Annotated in this window: 18 protein-coding genes; 10 read left to right on the forward strand and 8 right to left on the reverse strand. The window is 69.5% G+C overall.

The window, feature by feature from the left end; translation table 11 throughout:
• Window positions 1–11 precede the first annotated feature (11 nt).
• The gene (locus CSX12_RS02580) at window positions 12–1,193 is read left to right on the forward strand and encodes a Gfo/Idh/MocA family oxidoreductase (protein WP_206427133.1); all 1,182 of its coding nucleotides are present in this window, start codon (window positions 12–14) and stop codon (window positions 1,191–1,193) included.
• A 47-nt stretch (window positions 1,194–1,240) separates the two neighbouring features.
• On the opposite strand, the gene CSX12_RS02585 is transcribed toward CSX12_RS02580, so the two are convergent.
• Window positions 1,241–1,492 (reverse strand): hypothetical protein, encoded by a 252-nt coding sequence (locus CSX12_RS02585; protein WP_124894744.1) that lies wholly within the window; start codon window positions 1,490–1,492, stop codon window positions 1,241–1,243.
• A gap of 155 nt (window positions 1,493–1,647) precedes the next feature.
• On the opposite strand from CSX12_RS02585, the gene CSX12_RS02590 reads away from it, so the two are divergent.
• Window positions 1,648–2,235, forward strand: coding sequence for a TetR family transcriptional regulator (locus CSX12_RS02590; protein WP_124894745.1), 588 nt, complete (start codon window positions 1,648–1,650; stop codon window positions 2,233–2,235).
• A gap of 16 nt (window positions 2,236–2,251) precedes the next feature.
• The gene (locus CSX12_RS02595) at window positions 2,252–5,452 is read left to right on the forward strand and encodes an efflux RND transporter permease subunit (protein WP_124894746.1); all 3,201 of its coding nucleotides are present in this window, start codon (window positions 2,252–2,254) and stop codon (window positions 5,450–5,452) included.
• Between the two features lie 130 nt (window positions 5,453–5,582).
• Here CSX12_RS02595 and CSX12_RS02600 read toward each other — a convergent pair whose 3' ends face one another.
• Window positions 5,583–6,479, reverse strand: coding sequence for an aldose 1-epimerase family protein (locus tag CSX12_RS02600; protein ID WP_017204315.1), 897 nt, complete (start codon window positions 6,477–6,479; stop codon window positions 5,583–5,585).
• A gap of 284 nt (window positions 6,480–6,763) precedes the next feature.
• Between CSX12_RS02600 and CSX12_RS02605 the strand changes: the two genes are divergently transcribed.
• A complete protein-coding gene (locus CSX12_RS02605) occupies window positions 6,764–8,995 on the forward strand; it encodes a DEAD/DEAH box helicase (protein ID WP_124894747.1) in 2,232 nt (743 codons plus the stop codon).
• Window positions 8,996–9,176: 181 nt separating this feature from the next.
• On the opposite strand, the gene CSX12_RS02610 is transcribed toward CSX12_RS02605, so the two are convergent.
• The gene (locus tag CSX12_RS02610; protein WP_124894748.1) at window positions 9,177–9,716 is read right to left on the reverse strand and encodes a YaeQ family protein; all 540 of its coding nucleotides are present in this window, start codon (window positions 9,714–9,716) and stop codon (window positions 9,177–9,179) included.
• Window positions 9,717–9,758: 42 nt separating this feature from the next.
• Entirely contained in the window at window positions 9,759–10,850 is a 1,092-nt protein-coding gene (locus CSX12_RS02615; protein WP_124894749.1) for an Rv2578c family radical SAM protein, read from the reverse strand.
• Window positions 10,851–10,924: 74 nt separating this feature from the next.
• Between CSX12_RS02615 and CSX12_RS02620 the strand changes: the two genes are divergently transcribed.
• From CSX12_RS02620 to CSX12_RS02635, 4 genes are all read left to right on the forward strand, one after another.
• Window positions 10,925–11,854, forward strand: coding sequence for a M15 family metallopeptidase (locus CSX12_RS02620; RefSeq protein ID WP_124894750.1), 930 nt, complete (start codon window positions 10,925–10,927; stop codon window positions 11,852–11,854).
• Window positions 11,855–12,005: 151 nt separating this feature from the next.
• The gene (locus CSX12_RS02625) at window positions 12,006–13,169 is read left to right on the forward strand and encodes an acyl-CoA dehydrogenase family protein (protein ID WP_017204320.1); all 1,164 of its coding nucleotides are present in this window, start codon (window positions 12,006–12,008) and stop codon (window positions 13,167–13,169) included.
• A gap of 102 nt (window positions 13,170–13,271) precedes the next feature.
• Window positions 13,272–13,493, forward strand: a complete 222-nt coding sequence (locus CSX12_RS02630) for a type II toxin-antitoxin system ParD family antitoxin (RefSeq protein WP_124894751.1) — start codon at window positions 13,272–13,274, stop codon at window positions 13,491–13,493.
• Window positions 13,490–13,861, forward strand: coding sequence for a type II toxin-antitoxin system PemK/MazF family toxin (locus CSX12_RS02635; RefSeq protein WP_124894752.1), 372 nt, complete (start codon window positions 13,490–13,492; stop codon window positions 13,859–13,861). The genes CSX12_RS02630 and CSX12_RS02635 overlap by 4 nt, the downstream gene beginning before the upstream one ends.
• A gap of 249 nt (window positions 13,862–14,110) precedes the next feature.
• Here the strand turns inward: CSX12_RS02635 and CSX12_RS02640 are convergent, their stop codons facing one another.
• The 4 genes from CSX12_RS02640 to CSX12_RS02655 form a co-directional block, all read right to left on the reverse strand.
• Window positions 14,111–14,986, reverse strand: coding sequence for a siderophore-interacting protein (locus tag CSX12_RS02640; RefSeq protein ID WP_124894753.1), 876 nt, complete (start codon window positions 14,984–14,986; stop codon window positions 14,111–14,113).
• Window positions 14,987–14,996: 10 nt separating this feature from the next.
• Entirely contained in the window at window positions 14,997–15,782 is a 786-nt protein-coding gene (locus tag CSX12_RS02645; protein ID WP_124896793.1) for an energy-coupling factor transporter transmembrane component T, read from the reverse strand.
• Between the two features lie 50 nt (window positions 15,783–15,832).
• Complete coding sequence (locus tag CSX12_RS02650; protein ID WP_124894754.1) at window positions 15,833–17,518, reverse strand: ABC transporter ATP-binding protein; 1,686 nt, start codon at window positions 17,516–17,518, stop codon at window positions 15,833–15,835.
• A gap of 71 nt (window positions 17,519–17,589) precedes the next feature.
• Window positions 17,590–18,135, reverse strand: a complete 546-nt coding sequence (locus tag CSX12_RS02655; RefSeq protein WP_124894755.1) for an ECF transporter S component — start codon at window positions 18,133–18,135, stop codon at window positions 17,590–17,592.
• Between the two features lie 167 nt (window positions 18,136–18,302).
• Here CSX12_RS02655 and CSX12_RS02660 point away from each other — a divergent pair, with 167 nt between their 5' ends.
• Together CSX12_RS02660 and CSX12_RS02665 are read left to right on the forward strand one after the other, a co-directional pair.
• The gene (locus CSX12_RS02660; protein ID WP_124894756.1) at window positions 18,303–21,491 is read left to right on the forward strand and encodes a S8 family serine peptidase; all 3,189 of its coding nucleotides are present in this window, start codon (window positions 18,303–18,305) and stop codon (window positions 21,489–21,491) included.
• A gap of 275 nt (window positions 21,492–21,766) precedes the next feature.
• On the forward strand, window positions 21,767–24,052 hold the full coding sequence (locus tag CSX12_RS02665) for a carbon starvation CstA family protein (protein ID WP_017204327.1): 2,286 nt from the start codon (window positions 21,767–21,769) through the stop codon (window positions 24,050–24,052).
• The last annotated feature ends 1 nt before the right edge of the window (window position 24,053 follow it).

Genomic DNA, 24,053 nt, shown 5'->3' on the forward strand with positions numbered 1-24,053 from the left:
GAAGGACCATCGTGGATCTCCAGATCGGCATCATCGGCTTCGGCGCGCGCTCGACCCTCCAGGAGGAGGTGCATCGGCCAGGGCACGGCTCGCGCATCACCGCCGTGTGCGACCTCGCCCTGCGCGCTCGTGAGGACGCCCGTCTCCTCATGCCGGACGCGCTCATCACCGACTCGCTCGACGAACTGCTCTCCTCGGGCGTCGACGCCGTGATGGTGCTCACCCCCGACGACACGCACGCCGCGCTCAGCATCCGCGCCCTCGAAGCCGGGGTGCCGGTGTTCTGCGAGAAGCCCCTCGCGATCGACCTCGCCGACGCCGACCGGATGCTCGAGACCGCACGCCGCACCGGCACCGGACTCTACATCGGACACAACATGCGTCACATGCCGGTGATCACGCTGATGCGCGGGCTGATCCAGAGCGGACGCATCGGACAGGTCAAGGCCGTGTGGGTGCGGCACTTCGTCGGACACGGCGGCGACTTCTACTTCAAGGACTGGCACGCGGATCGCCGCCGCACGACGGGACTGCTGCTGCAGAAGGGCGCCCACGACATCGACATCATCCACTGGCTCGCCGGCGCCTACAGCGAGCGTGTCTCGGCGATGGGAGCGCTGAGCGTCTACGGCGAGATCACCGACCGCCGCGACCGCACGGGCGAGCGGATGCCGGACTGGTTCAGCATGGACAACTGGCCGCCGACCGCGCTGACGGGACTGCACCCCGTCGTGGACGTCGAGGACATCTCGATGGTGAACATGCAGTTGGAGGGCGGGATCTTCGCGTCGTACCAGCAGTGCCACTTCACGCCCGACTACTGGCGCAACTACACGGTGATCGGCACCGAGGGGCGCATCGAGAACTTCGGCGACGTGGCCGGCAGCGAGGTCAAGCTGTGGAATCGGCGGCATGCCGGAGCGGCGGCGGCGGATGAGACCTTCATCGTTCCCGAGGTGCCAGACGCCGGGCACGACGGTGCGGACGCCCTGCTCGTCGCGGAGTTCCTGCGCTTCGTCCGGCACGGCGGGCTCACCGAGACCTCGCCCGTCGCCGCGCGCGAGGCCGTGGCGGCGGGGATCCTCGCGACCGCGTCGCTGCGGGGTGACGGCTCCGCGATCGAGATTCCGCCGCTGGACCCCGACCTCGTCGCCTACTTCGAGCGCGGCCAGGTCGAGGCCGTGCGGGCGTGACGGGGTGAGCGAAGCCGCTGTCGCCGGATCGGATATCCCTGCGGCGCTCAGCGTGGATCAGGCCTGCGGCGGGCTTCGAGCGCGAGAGCGAGGTTTCGGAAGAACAGGGAGAGGGTCACGATCAGCGCTGCCGTGAGCAGCGCAAACGCGATCCAGAGAACCACGCCAGACCCCGGCGCGCCTCGTCCCTGATCCGATTCGATCACCGCATCACCGAACGCGGATTGTACGAACAGGATGCCCGCGAACACCAGCGCGGATGCCGCTCCCCAGATCGTGGCTCTGAGTGATCTGCTCAACATGATCCTCCCTGGCTCCGCACCACGGTCGCACGGTTTCGCGTATCCCCCGCCTTCCCGGGCTGCTTCATCGCGGAATTCCGGAATGGGCTCTCAGCGTCCTCACATCGGAGCGAATGTACAAACGTACATGTACGGATGTCCAAGGGGGCGGGATGAAGCACGGGGAGCGGCGTCGTCGCGACCCTGAAGCGCGCCGTCGGGAGATCGTCACCGCCGCGGCAGAACTCATCGTCGAGGTGGGTGCCGACGCCGTGACGCACCGTATGGTCGCCGCCCGCGCCGCCGTGCCCCTCGGGGCGACGACCCAGTACTTCGCCACGCTCGACGACCTCAGGGCGGCGGCGTTCCGGGCACTCGCGGAAGAGGTGGACGCGCGTCTCGACGGCGTCCGGCAGACGATCGCCGAGCGGGGCGACAGTCCCGACGTGATCGCTGCGCTCGTCTTCGAGAGCATGGATGACCACCGCGCCGTCCAAGCCGACCGCGCCGTGGTCACGGCAGCCGTGCATGACCCTCGGCTCCGCGAGCTCGCGAGGCACCTGTCGGATCGGCTCGTCGAACTGCTCGAGCCGACCTATGGCGAAGACCGGGCCCGAGCGGCGATGATCTTCATCGACGGTGTCATGTGGAGCATGCAGGTCCGCGACGCCCGCCTCGAACAGTCCTTCATCGAGACCGCACTGGCGCGGATCCTCGGAGATCCCCTCTCCACCCCCTCCGCAGCGACAGCCACACCCTGACACCGAGGAAGCCGCCTTGTCGAAACTCGCCATCCTGAGCCTGAAGAACCGCGCTCTCATCGCCCTCATCACGATCGTCGCGGCCGTGTTCGGCGGGCTCGCGCTCACCAACCTCAAGCAGGAGCTCATCCCCTCGCTCGAGCTTCCGGCGCTCGTGGTCATGACCACGTACCCGGGAGCCTCGCCCGAGGTGGTCGAGAACGACATCTCCACGCCGATCGAAGCCGCGATCCAGGGCGTGCCCGACCTCGAGTCGACGACCGCGACCAGCACGACCAACGCGTCGATCGTGCAGGCCATGTTCTCCTACGGCACGAATCTCGCCACCGCCGAGCAGAAGATCCAGCAGGCGATCAACCGGATCTCCTCGACCCTGCCGGAAGACGTGAGCCCGCAGGTGCTGTCGGTGTCGATCGACGACTTCCCCGTGATCCAGGTCGCGGTGACCGGATTCGAGGACGCGGACAACGCGCAGGCGCAGCTCGAGAACGTCGCGATCCCCGAGCTCGAAGACGTCGACGGGGTGAACGCGGCCGAGATCGTCGGCGGCGTCGGCCAGCGCGTCACCATCACTCCGGACATGGCGAAACTCGCGGCATCCGGCCAGAGCACACAGGCGATCAGCTCCGCGCTCGAGCAGAACGGGACCCTGTTCCCCGGCGGTGACATCACCCAGGACGGACAGACGCTCACGGTGCAGACCGGCGCGAAGATCACCTCGGTGGAGGAGATCGCGGCGCTCCCGCTCGTCGGCTCGGCGCTCACCATCGGAGACGTCGCGACCGTCGTGCAGGAGTCCGACCCGGTGACCTCGATCTCGCGCGTCGACGGCAAGGACGCGCTGTCGATCTCGATCACCAAGCTCCCCGCCGCCAACACGGTCGAGGTCTCCAACGGCGTGATCGCGGCGCTCGACGAGATCGGAGACGCCTTCCCCGACGCCGAGTTCACGGTCATCTTCGACCAGGCGCCGTTCATCGTGCAGTCGATCGAGACCCTCGCGACCGAGGGTCTGCTCGGCCTGGTCTTCGCCGTGCTGGTCATCCTCGTCTTCCTGATGTCGATCCGGTCGACCCTCGTCACCGCCATCTCGATCCCGACCAGCGTGCTCATCACGTTCATCGGGCTGCAGGCGTTCGGATACTCGCTCAACGTGCTGACGCTCGGCGCCCTCACGATCGCGATCGGGCGCGTGGTCGACGACTCGATCGTGGTGATCGAGAACATCAAGCGCCACTACGTCGGCGATGCGGACAAGGGCGACGCCATCCGGCTCGCCGTGCGCGAGGTCGCGATGGCCATCACCGCGTCGACCATCACGACCGTCGCCGTGTTCCTGCCGATCGTGTTCGTCGGCGACATGGTCGGCGAGCTGTTCCGGCCGTTCGCCATGACCGTCACCATCGCCATGGTCGCGTCGCTCCTGGTGGCGCTGACGATCGTCCCTGTGCTCGCCTACTGGTTCCTCAAGCCGGGCAAGCCCCTGCTCGACGAGCACGGCAATGCGATCGACCCCGAGCACCCGGACGCACCGCCCACGCAGCTGCAGCGCGTCTACCGGCCGATCCTGGGCTGGACGCTCAAGCACTCCGGCATCACGGTGATCCTCGCGGTCGTGGTGCTCGGCGCCACGCTCGCCGCCGCCCCGCTGATGAAGATCAACTTCCTCAGCGACTCGGGCCAGAACACCATGACCGTGACGCAGGATCTCGGCCCGACCGCGAGCCTGCAGGCGAAGTCCGACGCCGCGGTGTCCGTCGAGGATGCGCTTCTCGACATCGACGGCATCGAGCACGTGCAGGCGTCGATCGGATCCAGCGGATCCGCCCTGCGCGACGCGTTCTCCGGCGGTGCCGGCATCACCTACTCGGTGCTCACCGACGGCGACGCCGACCAGGAGAAGCTGCGCGCCGAGGTGCAGGACGCGATCGACGGACTCGGCGACGAGGTCGGCGAGGTCAGCGTCGCGGCCTCCGCGGGCTTCGGTTCGAGCGACATCGAGATCACGGTGTCGGCCTCGACCGGCGACGACCTGACGACCGCGACCTCCGCGGTCGTGGACGAGCTCGACGGACGAGACGGCATCGGTCAGGTCACCGACAACCTCGCCGCCGCCCTGCCCTACATCGCGGTGGTCGTCGATCGCGAGGCGGCTGCCCAGGTCGGCCTCTCCGAGGTCGCCGTCGGCTCCATCGTGTCCAACACGATGCGCCCGCAGCAGGCCGGATCGGTCGAGATCGACGACACGGCGCTCACCGTGTACATCGTCAACCCCGAGCCGCCGACCACGATCGAGGCGCTGCAGCAGCTCGCCATCCCGACCGCTGCCGGCATCGTGCAGCTGCAGGACATCGCGACCGTCGAGCAGCGCAACGGACCCACGTCCATCACGACGGAGCAGGGTCGCCGGACCGCGACGATCACCGTGCCGCCGGCATCCGACAACCTCGCCACCGCAACCCAGTCCGTGACCGAGGCGCTCGCCGCGGCGGAGCTTCCGGACGGCGCATCCGCAGAGGTCGGCGGCGTCGCCTCGCAGCAGGCCGATTCGTTCTCGCAGCTCGGACTCGCGATGCTCGCGGCCATCCTGATCGTCTACGTGGTGATGGTCGCGACGTTCAAGTCGCTGCGTCAGCCGCTGCTGCTGCTCGTGTCGGTGCCGTTCGCGGCGACCGGTGCGATCCTGCTGCAGATCGTCACGGGTGTTCCCCTGGGCGTCGCTTCGCTGATCGGTGTGCTGATGCTCATCGGCATCGTGGTCACCAACGCGATCGTGCTGGTCGACCTCGTCAACCAGTACCGCGAGAAGGGGCTGTCGACCGTCGAGGCGGTGAAGGCCGGCGGGGAGAAGCGTCTGCGGCCGATCCTCATGACCGCGCTGGCGACGATCTTCGCGCTGACGCCGATGGCGCTCGGCATCACCGGCCACGGCGGATTCATCTCGCAGCCGCTCGCGATCGTCGTGATCGGCGGCCTGATCTCCTCCACGGTGCTGACGCTGATCGTGCTGCCCACCCTCTACAACCTCGTCGAGGGGGCGAAGGAGCGACGGGCCGCACGCCGCGCCGGAGGCTCCGGGGACGCGGGCACGCCGAGCCCGGATGCTCCGGTGGGTCCCGCAGCGCCCGGGGCGGGCGACGCCGTCCTGATCGACGCGTCCGGTCTGCCCCACGCCCCGCAGATCACGCGACGCGAACTCCGCGAGCGCGGCGAGTAGCCCGTGCGCCGGAGGGTCCTGCGGGGGTCTCCGGCGCCGAGTGCACGGCTTCGCGCCGAGTGCACGGGTTCCGCACGCACCGATCCCGTGCACTCGGCGTCGAGCCGTGCACTCGCCGAGTGGGGCGGCCTCAGCTCAGGGCGATGCCCCAGTGGAGCGTCCAGGTCTCGTCGGGAGCGAGGCGACGGATGCCGAGACCGCTGTTGAACGCATCGGCGGGAGCCGTCATCGGCTCGATCGCGACAGCGAGCGGAGTGCCGGGGTAGTTCGTCGCCGTGTACACCTGCACGTAGTCGAAGCCTTCGCCCTGCCACAGCGTCACGCGGCGGCCGTCGGGGGCGGTGAGGGAGTGGCGCACGCGTCCGTCCGCGTCGCGCGCGAGGTCGGTGAAGCCGGTGTCCAGGGACACATCGCCGACGCGGACTCCGTCTCGCAGAGCCGCCTCAGCCGGGCGCGTGCCTGTGGGCAGCATGCGGTCGTCCGTCACGAAGGCCGTCTGTGCCGGAACGCGCAGCACCAGATCATGCGGATCCACGTCGCCGATCGTCACGAACGGATGGGTGCCGAGCGCGACGGGAGCCGGGGAATCGGACCGGTTCGTGAGCGTGTGCGTCACCTCGATGCCGTCGGGGGCCACCGTGTACACGACCTCCGTCTCGATCAGGTACGGGTACCCGGTCTGCGGCACGATCGTCGCGCGCAGGACGGCCTCGGACGCGGTCTGCGAGATCTCGTACGCCGTGAAGCGGAGAAGGCCGTGGCTGGCGTTGTTCAGCTTCGGCTCGGTGATGGCGAGGGCGCGCGCCGTGCCGTCGTCGTCCCACCGCCCGTCCCGCACCCGGTTCGGCCACGGAACCAGGACCACTCCGGAGCACGACGGCGTCGGACGATCGAGGGGATACGGCGAGATGAGGTCGACCCCGCCGATCTGCAGCGCACGGAGGGATGCCCCGACCTGCGCGATCTGCGCGGTCACGTCGCCGAGGCGAAGGTCGATCTGGGTGCCGGTGGGAGATGCGGAGTTCACTTCGACATCGTATGACCACACGCGCGGTCGGCACTCTCCCAGGCGCACCGGCTACACTTGTACGGTCGGCTTCGGACACCCGCGCGTTGGCGCGGACGTTTTCTGTGTATGAAGTGTGAGTCAAGGGGCCGATGGTGAGCGTCGCTCGACGCTAATCAACCATCACATGAATGGCCCCGGCCGCTGACAGTCCGGAACCCCGCTGGTCGACCATCGATCCTGCGCAGGGTGCTTGCGCGTGCGCGCGGCGCTGTTCTCGTGCGAGAACACAGAAAGACACCGCAATGCCGAAGAACAAGAAGCCCCGCGGCGGGCGTCCGTCCGCCAACTTCGAACCGCGCTACGGCGCGAAGAAGACCTCCTTCCACGAGCGCCACAACGGCGGTCCCGCACGCGACGAGCGCGGCGGACGCGCGGATGCCGGCGACCGCCGCTCCGCACCTGCGGCGGGCGGCTACGACCGTCGACCGGGCAGCCGCAGTGCCGGTCACCGCGGATACCGTCCCGAAGAGGCAGAGTCCGGCGCCCCCAAGCGTCGCTGGAGCGCCTCGGAGCGTGCCGGTCGCGACGAGGCCCGCGGCATCCGCAATCGGGCCGAGTCCGGCCGTCGGGACGCGCCGCACCGCCGCGACGAGCGCCCCCGTTTCGACGAGCGCGCGGAGCGTCCCCGGTTCGGCGACCGTGCCGGTTCCGGACGCTTCGACGACCGCGCACGCCGGGACGACCGCGCCGGGCAGCGCCCGACCGGCCCCGGGACCTACCGCGACGACCGTGGCGGCGACCGCCCCCGGTTCGATCGTGACGACCGTCCGCGTCGCGATGACCGCTCCGGCGGATCCCAGCGCCAGGGCTTCCGCGACAACGACCACCGCGATGGCGGGCGTCCTCGGTTCAACGACCGCGGGAACGACCGGCCGCGCTTCGACAGCGAGCGTGGCGGCGACCGCCCCCGGTACAACGACCGCGGGAACGACCGTCCGCGCTTCGACCGTGACGACCGTCCGCGCCGCGACGACCGCTCCGGCGACCGTGGCAGGACGAACGACCGCGCCGGCGAGCGCCCCGAGCGCTCCTACGACGCCGACCGCGCACGCCGTGCCTTCGACCGCGACCGCACCCAGCGTTCGTTCGAGGGTGGGCGCGAGCGTCCCTCGACCGGCGGCGCCTACCGCACCGAGCGTCCGCGCCGTGACGAGCGTCCGCGCCGTGACGAGCGTCCCACCCGCAACGACTGGAACGCCAAGCCCAAGGCCGCGTTCGAGCCGACGGACGACGTGGTGCACGAGCGCCTCGAGGCCAAGTCCGTGGCGGCCGTCGAGGTCGACGGTGTGACCTTCGGCGACCTCGGGCTCGGTTCCAACATCGTGGAGACCCTCGCGAACATGGGGGCGGCGACTCCGTTCCCCATCCAGGCGGCCAGCATCCCGGCCGTGCTCGGTGGACGCGACGTGCTCGCCCGCGGCCGCACCGGATCCGGCAAGACCATCGCCTTCGGCGCACCGCTCGTCGAGCGCGTGCTGCAGTCGCAGGCCGGCAAGCGTCGCGAGTTCGGACGGTCGCCGCGCGCGATCATCCTCGCACCGACGCGCGAGCTCGCCCTGCAGATCGACCGCACCATCCAGCCGATCGCCCGCAGCGTCGGCCTGTTCACCACGCAGATCTACGGTGGCGTGCCGCAGGGCCGCCAGGTGGGTGCGCTGAAGAAGGGCGTCGACATCGTGATCGGTACCCCCGGCCGCGTCGAGGACCTCATCAACCAGGGCAAGCTCGACCTCTCGGACTGCCGCATCGCGGTGCTCGACGAGGCCGACCACATGTGCGAGCTCGGCTTCGTCGAGCCGGTGCAGCGCATCCTGCGTCACACGGCGGAGGGCAGCCAGAAGCTGCTCTTCTCGGCCACGCTGGACCGCGAGGTCGCGGCTCTCGTCGACGAATTCCTCGTCGACCCGGCCGTGTACGAAGTTGCCGGTGAAGACCAGGAGTCCAGCACGATCGAGCACCGCGTGCTCGTGATCGAGCACCGTGACAAGGCCGACATCCTCACGTCGCTCGTCGACCGTGACGGCAAGACGCTCGTCTTCGCCCGCACCCGCGCCTACGCCGACATGCTCGCCGAGCAGTTCGACGACGCCGGCATCCCGGCCGTCTCGCTGCACGGAGACCTGAACCAGGCCAAGCGCACGCGCAACCTCGAGCGTCTGACCTCCGGTCGCGTGAACGTGCTCGTCGCCACCGATGTCGCCGCCCGCGGCATCCACGTCGACGACATCGACCTGGTCGTCCAGGCCGACGCCCCCGACGAGTACAAGACGTACCTGCACCGCTCGGGTCGCACCGGTCGTGCCGGTCGTTCGGGTCGCGTCGTCACGCTGATCACGCGCCAGCGCCAGCGCCGCATGACCGAGCTGCTCGACCGCGCCGAGATCGACGCCCCGTTCGAGAACGCCCGTCTGGACGACGACGTGATCGAGGAGATCGCGGGTCGCGTGCCGACCGCCGCCACCCTGACCGCCTGACCCTCCTCCCCGAAGGCCCCGTCCCGCTCGCTCGCGGGGCGGGGCCTTCGTCGTGCGCGTGACCAGCCGGCCGCGAGTGCACGGGATGCCGCCGAGCGCACGGGATGTGCGCGTGAAGAAGCCGTGCGCTCGGCGAGAACGCGTGCACTCGGCGATGGAACGGGGGGGGGAACGCGGTGCGTCAGGGGAGCTCGTGCACGTGCACCGCGGAGGTCAGACTCGTGCCGTTGAGGTCGAGGTACAGGACGCCCTCGGTCACGGTGAGGGTCATGGTGTTGCGGCGCTCGATCAGAGCGGCGGCGGTGTCGATGAAGCCGGGATCGAAACTGCGGACGCGGAGGTCCTCGCGGCGGTGGATGCGCTTATCCGTCCAGGGGGCCATCACCTTCGACGGGTCGCGGTGGGTGTACACCACGGTCCGTTCCGCCAGTCGGCTCCCGTGATGGAGCCGTTCGGCGTCCGGCGCTCCGATCTCCGCCCAGACGGTGATCAGCCCTGTCATGTCCCGCACGAGGACGGCCGGCTCCTCGGTCGACGAGATGCTCCCACCGAACGCGATGCCCTCCGCGAACTCGAGACCGTAGGCGAGCACGCGGGTCAGCATGTAGGCGTCGGTCTCGGACGGATGGCGCGCCACGCGCAGCGAATAGTCCTCGTAGACGCCTCGATCCGTGTCGGCGAGCTGCACCTCGAACGTGTGGACTGTGGAACCGATGGCCATGGTCATCGAGCCTACGCGGCCGAGAGGACGGTGCCGGACGGGTCAGAACAGCATCGGCTGGGCGGGGGAGGCCGCGGCCCGCGCGCTCGGCGTGAAGATCACCGGGCCCGCCGTGGGAGCACTCGTCTGCACGTGCCCCTGCCCCGGCCGGAACCCGCGCCGGGGATAGTCGTCTTCGTGCCGGCCGTCGAGCCCGTGCATGCGGATGAGAGGACGCGCACGCTTGGCGAGCCACTGCCGATACCCCTTCGGCGCCTCGGCCGAAGCACCCGGGTACAGTCCGCGGTACGAGGAGACGAGGTCGGGGCGGTGCGCGCCGAGCCACTCGAAGAACCACGGCTTCACGCCAGGGCGCAGGTGCAGCGCACCGTAGATCACCGAGCGCGCTCCGGCCTCCTTGATGCGGACCAGGGCGCTGTCGATCGCGGCCAGCGAGTCGGTCATGTGCGGCATGATCGGCATGAGGAACACGGTCACGGGAAAGCCCGCGTCGGCCAGCGCACGCACCGTGTCGAGCCGGGCCTGCGTCGTCGGGGCTCCCGGTTCGATCGCCTTCTGCAGCTCGTCGTCGTACATCGCGATCGACATCTGCACATCCACCGGTACCCGCTGCGCGGCCTTCACCAGCAGCGGGATGTCGCGGCGGATGAGCGTGCCCTTGGTGAGGATCGATATCGGGGTGCCGGAGGCGGCGAGAGTCTCGATGATCCCCGGCATGAGCTTGTAGCGGCCCTCCGCCCGCTGGTACGGGTCGGTGTTCGTTCCGAGCGCCACGGTCTCATGCGCCCAGCTGCCCTTGCGCAGCTCACGCTCGAGCACCTCGACCACGTTGACCTTGACGACGATCTGCGAGTCGAAGTCCGCGCCGCCGTCGAGGTCGAGGTACTCGTGGGTTCCGCGGGCGAAGCAGTAGACGCAGGCATGGGAGCAGCCGCGGTACGGGTTGATGGTCCACGCGAAGGGCATGCGAGACGCACCGGGCACGTGGTTCAGCGCCGACTTCGACAGCACCTCGTGGAACGTCATCCCCGCGAACTCGGGCGTGGTCACCGATCGCAGGACGCTCGACCGGTCTTCGAGGCCGGGGAGCGCCGCGGCATCCGTCTCTCCGACCTTCTGTCCCTGCCAGCGCATTCCTCCATTCGAACAGAAGATCGAAGAGACTGCAAGCCATGATGCGACATAGTTTCGAATGAAAGAATGAGGCAATGCCCACCCCGCCGCTTGCTCAGCACGCGGTTCCGCGCTCTCCGATCCGCGGCCCCGCGCTGCCCATCGGCGTGGCCGTGACCGCGATCGGGATGCTGCTGTCGCTCGTGACGGCGCCCCTCGAGCCGGCCGACGCGGGGGCGATGCCGGAGCCGGCCGCTGTCCTGCAGGTTCCTCCCGTCGACGTCGCGGCGACGACCGCCGCAGATCCCTGCTCCGACCCCGGCGTGCAGGACGCCATCGCACACGGCGACGACGCGGCCACCATCGCGGGATTCGGTGGTGGTGCCCGCTTCCGCGAGGCGGTCGTCGCCGGGAACGCGCCCTGCGTCTCGCTCACCGACCCCGCACGCGTCTGGGTGGTCGTGAACAAGAGCCTGCCGCTGGATCCCCCTGACTACGAGCCCGCGCCGCTGGATTCGGTGCCTCTGCAGATGACGACGCTCTCCGGTCGCGTGCGCGCGGACGTCGCGGGTGCAGTGGGGCGGATGGCGGAGGACGCGGCAGCCGCGGGTGCCGGACGTATCGGAGCGAACAACGGATACCGCTCATACGGGCTGCAGGTGACGACCTACGATGCGCACGTGCGGGCCCAGGGTCAGTCGACTGCGGATGCCGGATCAGCCCGTCCGGGGCACAGCGAGCATCAGACCGGGCTCGCGCTGGACGTGGTCGCCTGCGATTCGGCGTGCGGGGGTCTGGACGGATTCGGTGGCACTCCCCAGAGCGACTGGGTGGCGGCGCATGCATGGGAGTACGGGTTCATCGTCCGGTACGAACAGGCGGGGACACCCGTCACCGGCTATGCGCCGGAGCCGTGGCACCTTCGATACGTCGGGGTCGACCTCGCAGCGGCCTATCACGACGGCGGCTTCCACACCCTCGAGGAGTTCTTCGGGCTGCCTCCCGCTCCCGATTACGCGCACTGAGCACGGCGACCGGGGCGCGTTGCGGCTTTCCACAACGACGGTACCGAGTGTCACCACTCGTGAGATGCATTCTCACAATCTCCGGGGCTGCCCCGTGTTCGCGGCATAGAATTCCCGGAGCAACGATGCACGAGACGTTCAGGAGGACGGCATGGAACGCGACATCTACGACGAGGATCACGAGGCATTCCGGGACCTGGTCAAGGACTTCGTCAAGCGCCACGTGAACAACGAGGCGATCGAGAAGTGGAACGCCGACGGGGAGGTCGACCGCGCCACGATGCTCGCGGCCGGCGAGGCCGGGATCATCGGCCTATCGGTTCCCGAGGAGTTCGGCGGCGCCGGGATGCTGCAGGACTACCGCTTCCGGGCGGTCGTGAACGAAGAGGTCATCGCCGCCGGTGCCGGGTCGCTCGCCGGTGCGTTCGGCATCCAGGACGACCTCGCGGTCCCCTATCTGGTGCACATGGGCACGCAGGAGCAGAAGGAGAAGTGGCTGCCGCGCATGGCCACCGGCGAGGTCATCGGCGCGCTCGCCATGACCGAGCCCGGTGCGGGCTCCGACCTCCGCGGCATCAAGACCACCGCGAAGAAGGTCGACGGCGGCTACGTCGTCAACGGCGCGAAGACGTTCATCTCGTCCGGTGCGACCGCCGACCTCGTGGTGACCTTCGTCAAGACCGGCGAGGGCAACCGTCCTGACGCGTTCAGCCTGGTGCTGATCGAGAACGGGATGGAGGGCTTCGATCACGGCAAGAAGCTGCACAAGATGGGCTTCCAGGGGCACGACACGGCCGAGCTCTCGTTCAGCGACGTGTTCGTCCCTGAGGAGAACCTGATCGGCGGCAAGGAGGGCATGGGCTTCATCCAGCTCATGATGAACCTGCCCCTCGAGCGCCTGTCGATCGGCGTCGCGGGTGCCGCTGCCGCGCAGGCCGCCCTCGACTGGACCGTCGCGTACACGAAGGACCGCGAGGCGTTCGGCGAGCGGATCATCGACTTCCAGAACAGCCGCTTCACGATCGCCGACATGGCGACCACGGTCGACGCGCTGTGGGCCTACATCGACCGCGCGCTGCTCGCGTACAAGGACGGCAAGCTCTCGGCCGAGGAGGCCGCGAAGGTCAAGTTCTGGGCCACCGAGCGCGAGTGGGAGGTGCTCGACGCCGGGGTGCAGCTGCACGGCGGCTACGGCTACATCACCGAGTACCCCATCGCCCGGGCCTTCCTCGACGCCCGCGTGCACCGCATCTACGGCGGCACGAACGAGATCATGCGCGAGATCGTCGGTCGCCAGATCGCCGGCAAGCGCTGACCCCACCCTCCCTCACACCGCCCTGGGAGGCGGGGTGAGGGAGGTGTCGGGAGGGCGCCGATGCCGGTAGCACCATCGTCGTACCGGAGGTAGCATGTCGGCATGCCTACCGCGAAAGTCAGCCTGAGCCTCACGGCAGCCGACCTCGCCTTCCTCGACGCCGAGGCGCTGGAAGGGCGCTATCCGTCCCGCTCGGCGGCAGTGCACGACGCGGTGCGTCTCCTCCGAGAGAGTCGCCTGGCGGATGCCTATGCCGAGGCCTACGCCGAGGGCCACGACGACGAATGGGATACCGCGATCGGCGACGGGCTGGCGTCCGCGTGACTGACACGACGATCCCGCTGCTTCGGCGCGGACAGATCGTCCTCGTAGCCTTCGATCCCGCGGTGGGCTCCGAGGCGCGCAAGACCCGCCCGGCCGTCGTGGTGAGCAACAACACGGCGAACGCTGCGGCCCTGAGGTCGTCGGGGGCCACGGTCACCGTCGTGCCGGTCACGTCCCACGCCACGAAGGTCTACCCGTTCCAGGTGAAGCTCCCGGCTGAGACCACGGGGTTGCATCACGATTCCAAGGCGCAGGCGGAGCAGGTGAGGACGGTGGCGGTCGCGCGCATCGTGAAGCCGGTGGGCTGGGTCCCTGCCGAGCTGATGGGCGCGATCGACGAGACCCTCCGCCTGCACCTCGCTCTCTGAACAGGCGGACCTCCCGAGCGCCATCCCCGTCTCCGCCCCGTCCCGTCCGTTCTTCTCATGCTTACGCTCCTGGCCTGCTCCTGCACAACTTCGGAGATCTGTGGTCGACACACCGTGACGGCATCCTTCCGCCCGGCGTGTCGGTCTGGATCTCCGAAGTTGTGCGGGGGGGGGTAGCGGTGGGGAACCGGAATCGCGCAGGCCGTGGCGACGCGGGTCGCGCGGTGCCGTCCGTCTCCGCCGAGCCGGTCATGCCAGGGGCTCCGCTGCGGCCTCGCGAGCCGCCTTCGACGCGGGGGAGGAGGCGCCGATCTTCCAGTAGCCGCAGAAGCTGACCGCGTTCCTGTCGACGCCGCGCTCTCCGACGAGGTGCTTGCGCGCCCCGGAGGCGAGCGCCTGCTCGCCGGCCGCGTAGGCGTGGAACGGTGCCTCGGGCAGTGCGGTGCGACCGAGAGCTTCGAGCGCGAGAGCGCCGGGGGCGGTGCCGTGGGGGCGGACGATCCACACGACCTCGATTCCGGACGGATGCGGGAACGCCATTGCGTCCTCGTCGGCCGGGACCTCGATGATCGCGGTGCCGACCGCGTTCTCGGGCAGGGAGGCGCAGATCGCGGAGATCGCCGGAAGCGCGGTCTCGTCGCCGACGAGGACGACGCGATCCGTCCCCCGTTGCGGATTGAACGCGAGGCCCTCGTCGATGATGAGCACGTGCTCGCCCGGACGGCAGGTCTCCGCCCACCGCGAGGCGGGCCCTGCCGTGCCGTCCGCGGCGGAGCCGTGCAGCACAAAGTCCACGTCGATCTCCGCGCCGGCGCCGTCCTTCGCCGGACGATACGCACGCACGGTGTAGTTGCGCATGACGGGACGCTCACCGTCGGGGATGCGCAGGAACTTCAGATAGCCGAACATCCTGTTCGCCTTCGCCGGGACGCGCTCGAGCCCCGCGTCGCCGCCGATCGGCAGGAACAGGCGGAACCACTGGTCGAAGCCCATCGGCTGGAACCGGTCGATCTCGCCCCCGCCGAGCGTGACGCGGAGCCAGTGCGCCGAAAGTCGCTCCGCGCGCAGGACGGTGAGGTGCACGAGCTCGGACGATGCGGGTTTGACCATCTTGCTGAATGCCATGGGGCGCCTTTCATGGAAGCTGCCAGGGGAAGAAGACGAGGAAGATGGCGGCGGAAGCGACCAGGGCCGCCGCCGTGAACACGACATCCCGGGCGCGGAACGGCACCAGATGGCGCTCGGTGCGGGACGGGTGCGCTCCGAACGCGCGCGAATCCATCGCGAGGGCCACCCGTTCCGCGTGGCGGATGGCGCCGGCGAGCAGCGGCACGATGTAGCCCCAGCCGCGAGCGATCCGGGCGAACGGGCCGCGGCCGCCGTGATAGCCGCGTACCCGGTGCGCGGCCCTGATGACGGAGAGCTCGTGCCCGAACCGCGGCACGAAGCGGAACGCCGCGAGGGCGGTGTAGCCGATCCGATACGGCACACGGAGCTGCTGCACGCTGGCCCGCACGAGGTCGGGTCCGCTGGTGGTGAGCCCGCCGATGAGGGCGAGGGCGACGATCGAGCCGAGGCGCAGCGCGGTGGCGAAGCCGACCAGCAGGGCTCCGCTGAACAGCGTCCAGTCTCCGATCCGCAGCACGGGCACGCTGTCGGCGACGCGCGCGGCATCCACCCACAGGGAGAAGCCGACGCCGATGGCGAGCATCCCGGCGGGAAGTCCGAGCAGCAGCAGCGCGAGCACACGGCCGGTCAGCCGGGCGCCGAGCAGGATCAGGGCGTAGGCGAGCACGAGGAACGCGGCCGGGGTCGCGAGATCGCGGACGAACACGAGCAGGATCATCGCCGGCGCGAACCCCGCCACTTTCGCGAGCGGGTTCAGCGCGTACAGGAACTGCCTCGGGGACGAAGCCGCCATCCCGGCGTAGGGGTCGACGGAGCCGACGCCAGCGGTGCGACTGTCGGCGGTCACGACAGGCCCCCGACGTCGGCGGAGGCGAGCACGCGCTGGAGGGCAGGAAGACGCAGCCCCGCACCCGTGAACAGGCTCTCGTCCTGGAAGAGCACGGACGTGCGGCCGGCGGCACGTACTCGCCCGTCGGCCAGCACCACCGTGTGCGTGGTGTGCTCGGCGACGAGCTGCAGGTCATGCGTGACGATGACGATGGTCGTCCCCTCGGCGCGCAGACGGGCGAGCAGATCGAGGAGCTCGGAGGCGCGGGCTCTGTCCTGTCCGAAGGTGGGTTCGTCCAGTGCCAGCACCCGCGGCCGCGTGATCAGGGCCGTGCCGACCGAGAGGCGTCGCTTCTCCCCGCCGGACAGCAGGAAGGGGTGGACGGCGGCTTTGTGCTCCAGGCCGAACCGGGCGAGCATCTCGTCGACCCTGGCCGTGATCTCGTCGTCGGGCAGGTGTCGCAGGCGCAGCCCGTGCGCCAGCTCGTCGAACACGGTGTGCGCGATGAACTGGTGCTCGGGGTTCTGGAACACGAAGCCGATGTGCTCGGCCAGATCGCGCGGAGACGCCGAGCCCGGATCCATGCCGTCGATGCGGACCTGCCCTCGCGGCGGAGGGACGACACCGGCCAGCGCCTGGATGAGGGTGGTCTTGCCCGCGCCGTTGGCGCCGACGATCGCCGTCAGCGTGCCGGCTGCCAGGTCGAGGTCGATGTCGTGCAGGATCTCCGTGCGCCGACGCTTCACGGTCAGCCCACGCGCCCGGATCAGGGGCTCTTCGGCTCGCGTCTCGGCCGCGTCGGGCTCTTCGTCTCGGTGCGCCCGATCCGAAGCATCCGACGCCGGACGCGAGGGGAGCGCCGCGGCGAGTTCCTCCGGTGACAGCGGCAGCGGGTCGATCCGGTGTCCCTGGGCGCGCAGCCGGAGCGCGGCGAGGGTCGCGCCCGGCAGCCAGACCCCCATGGCGACCAGTTCGTCGGCGTGGTCGCGGATGACCTCCGCAGCAGGTCCGTCGAACACGACGCGCCCCTCGCGGTCGAGGACGATCGTGCGCGTCACGAAGCCCATCGCCGCGTCGAGGTTGTGCTCGACGAGCAGGATCGCCCGGTCGCCGGCGGCGACGACCTCGGTCAGCGCCGCGTACACGTCGTCGATGCCCTGCGGGTCGAGGTTGGCCGTCGGCTCGTCGAGCACGATCAGTGGCGACCCCATCGCGAGGGCGCACGCGATCGCGAGTCGCTGCCGTCCTCCCCCGGAGAGGTGGTCGGGGTTCTCCCGACGGCGCTCCCACAGGCCCACTCGGCGCAGGGCCTCTTCTGTCCTGGTCCGGACGACCTCGAGCGGGAGGAGCAGATTCTCCGGGCCGAACGCCACTTCGTCGTAGACGGTTCCGGTCACGATCTGCGCGTCCGGGTCCTGGAAGACCATGGCGACGTGGGTGCTCAGCGTGGCCGTCTGCGCGGTCGCCGTGTCGATGCCGCCCGCGCGGACGCTTCCGGTCATGGTCGCCGGCAGCGCGTGCGGGATGAGCCCGTTGAGGGAGAGGGTGAGCGTGGATTTTCCCGATCCGGACGGGCCGAGCAGCAGCACCACCTCGCCGGGGTGGATGTCGAAGCTCACGTCCCGCGGCGAGGGACGCTCGGCTTCCGCGTGGGTGAGGGAGACCTCACGCACGCTGAGCAGGGGCGCGGATGGGCGCACGGCGGAGTCCCGGGGTCGGCGGATCGTTCGCCTCTAACTTAGCTGAGCCTAACCTGATCCGCCACGTGCGCTCAGCGGTGGGCGACGCCGGCTTTCCGCAGGGCCGAGCCGACGGCGAGTCCGACGGCGGTCCACGCGATCGGGCCGAGGACCGAGATCGCGAGGTAGAGGATCTGCGCCCACACCGGCATGACGGACAGGTGCGCGGCGAAGAACACGACGACCGCGACGATGACGCCGATGATCGCGGCCGAGACGAAGAAGCGCCAGGGTCCCCAGGAGCGATAGCGGGTGAGTGCCGCGACGCCCTCCTGGATCAGTCCGAACAGGAGAGCCGTGCCGATGAAGCGCAGCGCCCAGGCGGGGTTGAAGGCGCTCGCGATCAGGGCCGCGAACACGTGCGTGATCAGGGCGACCAGCGGAAGACGCAGCACCTCCTGCGCGATGATGCCCGGCAGCACGTGAGAGCCGAGGACCAGGCCGTAGAGGAACAGCAGAGGGCTCGCGAGCAGGACCGGCGTGACCCATCCGGCGATGCCGCCGAGGATGCCCGTGGCGACGCCGAGGGCCGCGCAGACGAGCAGCACTCTGGTCGACAGGACGGGGGTACGGGCCACCGATCCAGTTTAGTGTCGACCAATCGGGTGCCCGGCCGTGCATAACCCTGGCCAATCGGCGAGGCCGAGGTGACCGATCGGCCAGATCTCGCGTCGATCGGCGGAGCCGGGCATATGTTGGCCGCTGTGCGGCAAGAGGGCTGCACAGTGATCATCGGGAGCACCACATGGGTCGAACACCCCTCCGGATGGCGGCAGCCACCACCCTGGCCACGCTGTTCATCGCATCGACGGCAACTGCGGGCTACGCGACGGAGGAGGTGACGCACCCTGTCCCCGTCGCGGGCACCCCCGGTCATTACATCGTCGTGATGAAGTCGGATCCTCTCGCCAGCTACGAGGGAGACGTCAAGGGGCTCAAGGCCACCAAGCCGGCCGAGGGCGAGCAGCTCGAGACGCAGTCGCAGGACTCGCAGCGGTACCTCAAGCACCTCGAGAACGAGCAGACCGACCTCGTCAGCGACATCGGCGTCACTCCCGACACGACGTACCAGGTCGTGCTCAACGGGTTCAGCGCCGACCTCACGGGGGAGCAGGTGGATGCGCTCCGAGCCTCGAAGGACGTGTTCGGCGTCTACCCCGATGAGATCCGCCACCCCGACGCGCAGACCTCGACCGACTTCCTCGGACTCGGAGACGACCGCAAGGGCAAGGGCGGCGTCTGGCAGCAGACCGGCGGCGTGGAGAAGGCCGGCGAAGGCGTCGTCGTGGGAGTGATCGACACCGGCATCGCGCCGGAGCACCCCTCGTTCGAGGGCAAGAAGATCAAGAAGCAGAAGAAGCAGCAGAGCCGCCACAAGGGAAACCAGCCCTACACCGACGGCACCTACGTGTACTTCGACAAGTCGGACGGCGGTCAGTTCCAGGCCGCGATGGTCGAGGGCCAGGACTGGGATCACAGCGACTACTCCTCGAAGCTCATCGGCGGACAGTACTTCTTCGCCGGAGCGGAGGCCGCGGGCTTCGACTTCCAGTACGACTACCTGTCTCCGCGTGACGGCGACGGACACGGCTCGCACACCGCGAGCACGGCCGCCGGCAACTTCAAGGTGAAGGCCGAGGTCGAGGGCGTCGACTTCGGCACGATCTCCGGCGTCGCACCCGGCGCCAAGATCGCCGCGTACAAGGCCTGCTACGTGGGCCCCGACGTCACCGTCACCGACGACGACATCTGCGCACTGAGCGACCTCGTCTCCGCGATCGACCAGGCGGTCGCCGACGGCGTCGACGTCATCAACTACTCGATCGGCGGCGGGGCGGCGAGCACCGTCCTGGCACCGGAGGACATCGCGTTCTTCAACGCCGCGGCCGCCGGCGTGTTCGTCGCGACCAGCGCGGGCAACGACGGTCCCGATCCGGTCACCGCAGACCACGCCTCGCCCTGGTACACGACGGTCGCCGCATCGACCATCCCGACCTGGGAGGGCACCGTGCAGTTCGACGGGTTCGAGCAGGCCGGCGCCTCGGTGAGCGTGCCGTTCGGCGAGAGCGTCACCGGCCCGTCGATCTACGCCGGGGACGCCGCAGCCGCGGGGGCAGCCGTCACGGATGCGCAGCTCTGCCTGCCTGGCGCCCTCGACCCCGCCAAGGTCTCCGGCCACATCGTGGTCTGCGATCGCGGTGGCAACGCCCGCGCCGAGAAGTCGCAGGTCGTGAAGGATGCCGGGGGCATCGGCATGGTCCTCGTGAACGTGCCCGGCGGTGCCGATTCGCTCGACAACGACTTCCACGCCGTGCCCACCGTGCACCTGAACGCCGTGCACCGCGCGGCCGTGCTCGCGTACGTGCAGGGCGGTGTCGATCGCCCCATCACCCTCGTCGGCGAGAACACCACGGGTGTGACCACCCCGACGCCGCAGATCGCCGGGTTCTCGAGCCGCGGACCGATGCTGGCCGACGGCAGCGATGTGATGAAGCCGGATGTCGCGGCTCCCGGCGTCGCGATCCTCGCGGCGACCGAGAACGCTCCGGGTGAGGAGCCGACCTTCGGCATCCTGTCCGGCACGTCGATGGCCTCGCCCCATGTGGCGGGTCTGGGCGCGCTGTACCTCGGGGAGCACCCGAAGGCGACGCCGGCCGAGATCAAGTCGGCGCTGATGACGACCGCCTATGACACCGTGCTCGCGGACGGCTCGAAGAACACGGATCCGTTCGAGCAGGGTGCGGGGCAGGTCGACCCGAAGCGGTACCTGAACCCCGGTCTGCTGTACCTCAACGGCGTGAAGGACTGGGCCGCGTTCCTGGACGGGAAGGGTCTGTCCGACTTCCCCGGCATCGACCCGATCGACGGCAGCGACCTGAACCAGGCGTCGATCTCGATCGGCTCCCTGACCAGCGCGCAGACCGTCACCCGCACGGTCACCTCGACCGAGAAGGGGACGTTCACGGCGAAGGCCTCGGTCCCCGGCGTGAACGTCAAGGTCACGCCGCAGCAGCTGAAGTTCGACCGCGCCGGTCAGACGAAGACCTTCACGGTCACGTTCGACAACGTCAGCGCCCCGGTGGAGCAGTGGGCCACCGGCACGCTCACGTGGACGAGTGCGAAGAACTCGGTCCGTTCGCCGATCGCGCTGTTCCCGGTCACGGCCGACGCTCCGGCGGAGGTCAGCGGCAGCGGCGTCGACGGCAGCACCGAGGTCGACATCACTCCCGGCCTCACCGGCGACCTCGCGCTCGGACTCTCGGGCCTGACGCCGTTCCAGCTGCTCACCGATCCGGACAACCCGGTCGAGGGGCACTCCGGCGACGAGAACTCGGGCGACGCGAACAAGGACGTGGCCTGGATCGTGGACGTGCCGGAGGGGACGACGCTCTCCCGGTTCGATCTCGACTCGTCCGACGACAAGGGCAGCGACCTCGACCTCACCGTGTATCGGGTGGTGAGCCCGGACGACCTGCAGTACTACCAGCGCTGGCGTTCGGCGACCGGCTCGGCGGACGAGCAGGTCACCATCCCGGCACCGACCCCGGGGACGTACCTCGTGGTGGCGAACATCTACTCGACGACGGGTCCGACGACGTGGGACATGACCTACGCCAACGTGCTTCCCGACGGCGAGGGTGACCTCACCGCCACGCCGAACCCGATCGCCGCTGTGCGCGGACAGCAGACCTCGTACGAGCTCAGCTGGACCGGGCTGACCGCCGGCGCCCGTTACCTCGGGCTCGTGCAGTACGGCGACTCCGACGTCCGCACCGTCCTCACGGTCGACACCCCCGCCGCCCCCGCGGCGCCGGAGACCGAGGCGCCGGAGACCCCGGCACCGGAGACTCCGGCTCCGCAGACCCCGGCACCCGAGGCATCACCGACGGACGCGCCTCCGACGAGTGCGCCGGAGACGGCGAAGCCGGAGTAGATCCTCCACACACACGACGCCCCGCGGCCTCCCTTCCGCGGGGCGTCGTCTGCGTGGTGCTCGGAAACAGGCGATCTCGCGGAAACAGGCCGATTCGTGAGGCAGCCGCCTGATGCGGCGGGAAGGCCTGATGCGGCGGGCGAACGGACAGCCCGGCATCCGTTCATCGCGCCATCCGCGCCGCTCGTCGCAGCAACCGCGGCGAGCGGTCATGTCGAGAGTGGGATCTTCCTAGCGTGGGGGAACGCAATGTCGCGTATCCCGAGGAGATCCCCATGACCGCACCTTCGTCGCGCCGCCGCGACGGCGCCGGACTGGTCGACGACGACCCGATCATCGTCACCGACCCGACCCTCCCGCCCGTCGCCCTCAGCGAAGAGCACCACGAGAAGTCGAACCGCTGGACCCTGCCCAAGATCATCCTGTGGGCCGCCATCGCCCTGCTGGGTGCCGTCGCGTGGACCATGCTCGCCATCGTCCGCGGCGAGACCGTCAACGCGATCTGGTTCGTGTTCGCCGCCGTCTGCACCTACCTGATCGGGTACCGGTTCTACTCGAAGGTGATCGAGAAGTACATCACCCGACCCGATGACCGCCGGGCCACGCCGGCCGAGGTCAAGCAGGATGGCAAGGACTACGTCCCCACCGACCGTCGGGTGCTCTACGGCCACCACTTCGCGGCCATCGCCGGTGCCGGACCCCTCGTCGGGCCGGTGCTCGCGGCGCAGATGGGCTACCTCCCCGGCACGATCTGGATCATCGTCGGTGTCGTGCTCGCCGGTGCCGTGCAGGACTACACGGTCCTCTTCTTCTCGATGCGCCGCGGTGGCCGCACCATCGGCCAGATGGCCCGCCAGGAGCTCGGCAAGATCGGCGGCACCGCGGCGATCATCGCCTCGCTGCTCATCATGCTGATCATCGTCGCGATCCTCGCGCTCGTCGTCGTCAACGCCCTCGGCGAGAGCCCGTGGGGTGTGTTCTCGGTCGCGATGACCATCCCGATCGCGCTCTTCATGGGCGTGTACCTGCGCTACCTGCGTCCTGGCAAGGTGACCGAGGTCTCGATCATCGGCTTCGTGCTGCTCATGGCCGCGATCATCGGCGGCGGCTGGGTCGCCGGCACCGAGTGGGGTCAGGCGATCTTCCACCTCGACCGCACGACGATCGCCTGGGGCATCATCATTTACGGCTTCGTCGCCGCGGTGCTCCCGGTCTGGCTGCTGCTCGCTCCGCGCGACTACCTCTCGACGTTCATGAAGATCGGCGTCATCGTGATGCTCGCCGGCGCCATCGTCCTGGTCCGCCCGGAGATCTCCGTCCCCGCCGTCAGCATCTTCGGCGAGAACGGCATGGGGCCGGTGTTCGCCGGTCCGCTCTTCCCGTTCCTGTTCGTGACGATCGCCTGCGGGGCGCTGTCGGGCTTCCATGCCCTGATCGCCTCCGGGACCACGCCGAAGCTCATCGAGAAGGAGCGCCAGACGCGCTTCATCGGCTACGGCGGCATGCTCATGGAGTCCTTCGTCGCGATCATGGCGCTCGTCGCCGCGATCTCGATCGACCAGGGCATCTACTTCGCCATGAACGCGCCATCCGCCGCCACCGGGGGCACGGTCGAAGGAGCAGTGGCCTTCGTGAACTCGCTGGGCCTGACCGGGGTGAACCTGACCCCGGAGATGCTCACGAGCACGGCGACCATGGTCGGCGAGGAATCGGTCGTCTCCCGCACCGGTGGCGCCCCCACCCTGGCTCTCGGCCTCGCGCACATCATGCAGCAGGCTCTCGGCGGTCAGGCGCTCATGGCGTTCTGGTACCACTTCGCCATCATGTTCGAGGCGCTGTTCATCCTCACGGCCGTGGATGCCGGTACCCGTGTCGCCCGCTTCATGCTGCAGGACTCGATCGGCGCCTGGTTCCCCAAGTTCCGCGACGTCTCCTGGCGTCCAGGGGTGTGGATCTGCACCGCGATCATGGTGGCCGGCTGGGGAGCGATCCTCATCCTCGGCGTCACCGACCCGCTCGGCGGCATCAACACGTTCTTCCCGCTGTTCGGCATCGCGAACCAGCTGCTCGCCGCGATCGCGCTCGCCGTGGTGCTCGCGATCGTCGCCAAGCGCGGCCGCAGCTACGTCAAGTGGCTGTGGATCATCGCGCTGCCGCTCGCGTTCACCGCCGTGGTGACGGTCACCGCATCGCTCTACAAGATCTTCTCGCCGGTGCCGGCGATCGGATACTGGGCGAACCACTTCCGCTACCTCGAGGCCCTCAACACGGGCGACACCGCGCTCGGCGAGCCCGAGGTGCTCCAGGCCGTCATCCGCAACACCGCGGTGCAGGGGACGCTGTCGATCATCTTCGTGACCCTCGCGATCATCGTCATGGTCGCGGCGGTGATCGTCACGATCCGGGCGATCCGCGACGGCGGCGGCGAGAACACCGAGGAACCGCCCGTGCCCTCGCGCCGCTTCGCACCAGCAGGCTTCCTGCCCAGCGCCGAGGAGCGGGAGCTGGAGAAGCAGTGGGAGCCCATCCTGGCCGACGAACGCGCGGCGTCGCGGCACTGAG

The sequence above is a fragment of the Microbacterium sp. Y-01 genome (genome assembly GCF_003856715.1).
Lineage (GTDB): Bacteria > Actinomycetota > Actinomycetes > Actinomycetales > Microbacteriaceae > Microbacterium > Microbacterium algeriense.

Excerpts from the sequence above, each read along its gene's own strand:
- CSX12_RS02590 (WP_124894745.1), top strand. The coding sequence starts at position 1,648 with ATGAAGCACGGGGAGCGGCGTCGTCGCGACCCTGAAGCGCGCCGTCGG.
- CSX12_RS02605 (WP_124894747.1), top strand. The coding sequence starts at position 6,764 with ATGCCGAAGAACAAGAAGCCCCGCGGCGGGCGTCCGTCCGCCAACTTC.
- CSX12_RS02610 (WP_124894748.1), bottom strand. The coding sequence starts at position 9,716 with ATGGCCATCGGTTCCACAGTCCACACGTTCGAGGTGCAGCTCGCCGAC.
- CSX12_RS02615 (WP_124894749.1), bottom strand. The coding sequence starts at position 10,850 with ATGCGCTGGCAGGGACAGAAGGTCGGAGAGACGGATGCCGCGGCGCTC.
- CSX12_RS02620 (WP_124894750.1), top strand. The coding sequence starts at position 10,925 with ATGCCCACCCCGCCGCTTGCTCAGCACGCGGTTCCGCGCTCTCCGATC.
- CSX12_RS02625 (WP_017204320.1), top strand. The coding sequence starts at position 12,006 with ATGGAACGCGACATCTACGACGAGGATCACGAGGCATTCCGGGACCTG.
- CSX12_RS02630 (WP_124894751.1), top strand. The coding sequence starts at position 13,272 with ATGCCTACCGCGAAAGTCAGCCTGAGCCTCACGGCAGCCGACCTCGCC.
- CSX12_RS02640 (WP_124894753.1), bottom strand. The coding sequence starts at position 14,986 with ATGGCATTCAGCAAGATGGTCAAACCCGCATCGTCCGAGCTCGTGCAC.
- CSX12_RS02645 (WP_124896793.1), bottom strand. The coding sequence starts at position 15,782 with ATGGCGGCTTCGTCCCCGAGGCAGTTCCTGTACGCGCTGAACCCGCTC.
- CSX12_RS02660 (WP_124894756.1), top strand. The coding sequence starts at position 18,303 with ATGGGTCGAACACCCCTCCGGATGGCGGCAGCCACCACCCTGGCCACG.
- CSX12_RS02665 (WP_017204327.1), top strand. The coding sequence starts at position 21,767 with ATGACCGCACCTTCGTCGCGCCGCCGCGACGGCGCCGGACTGGTCGAC.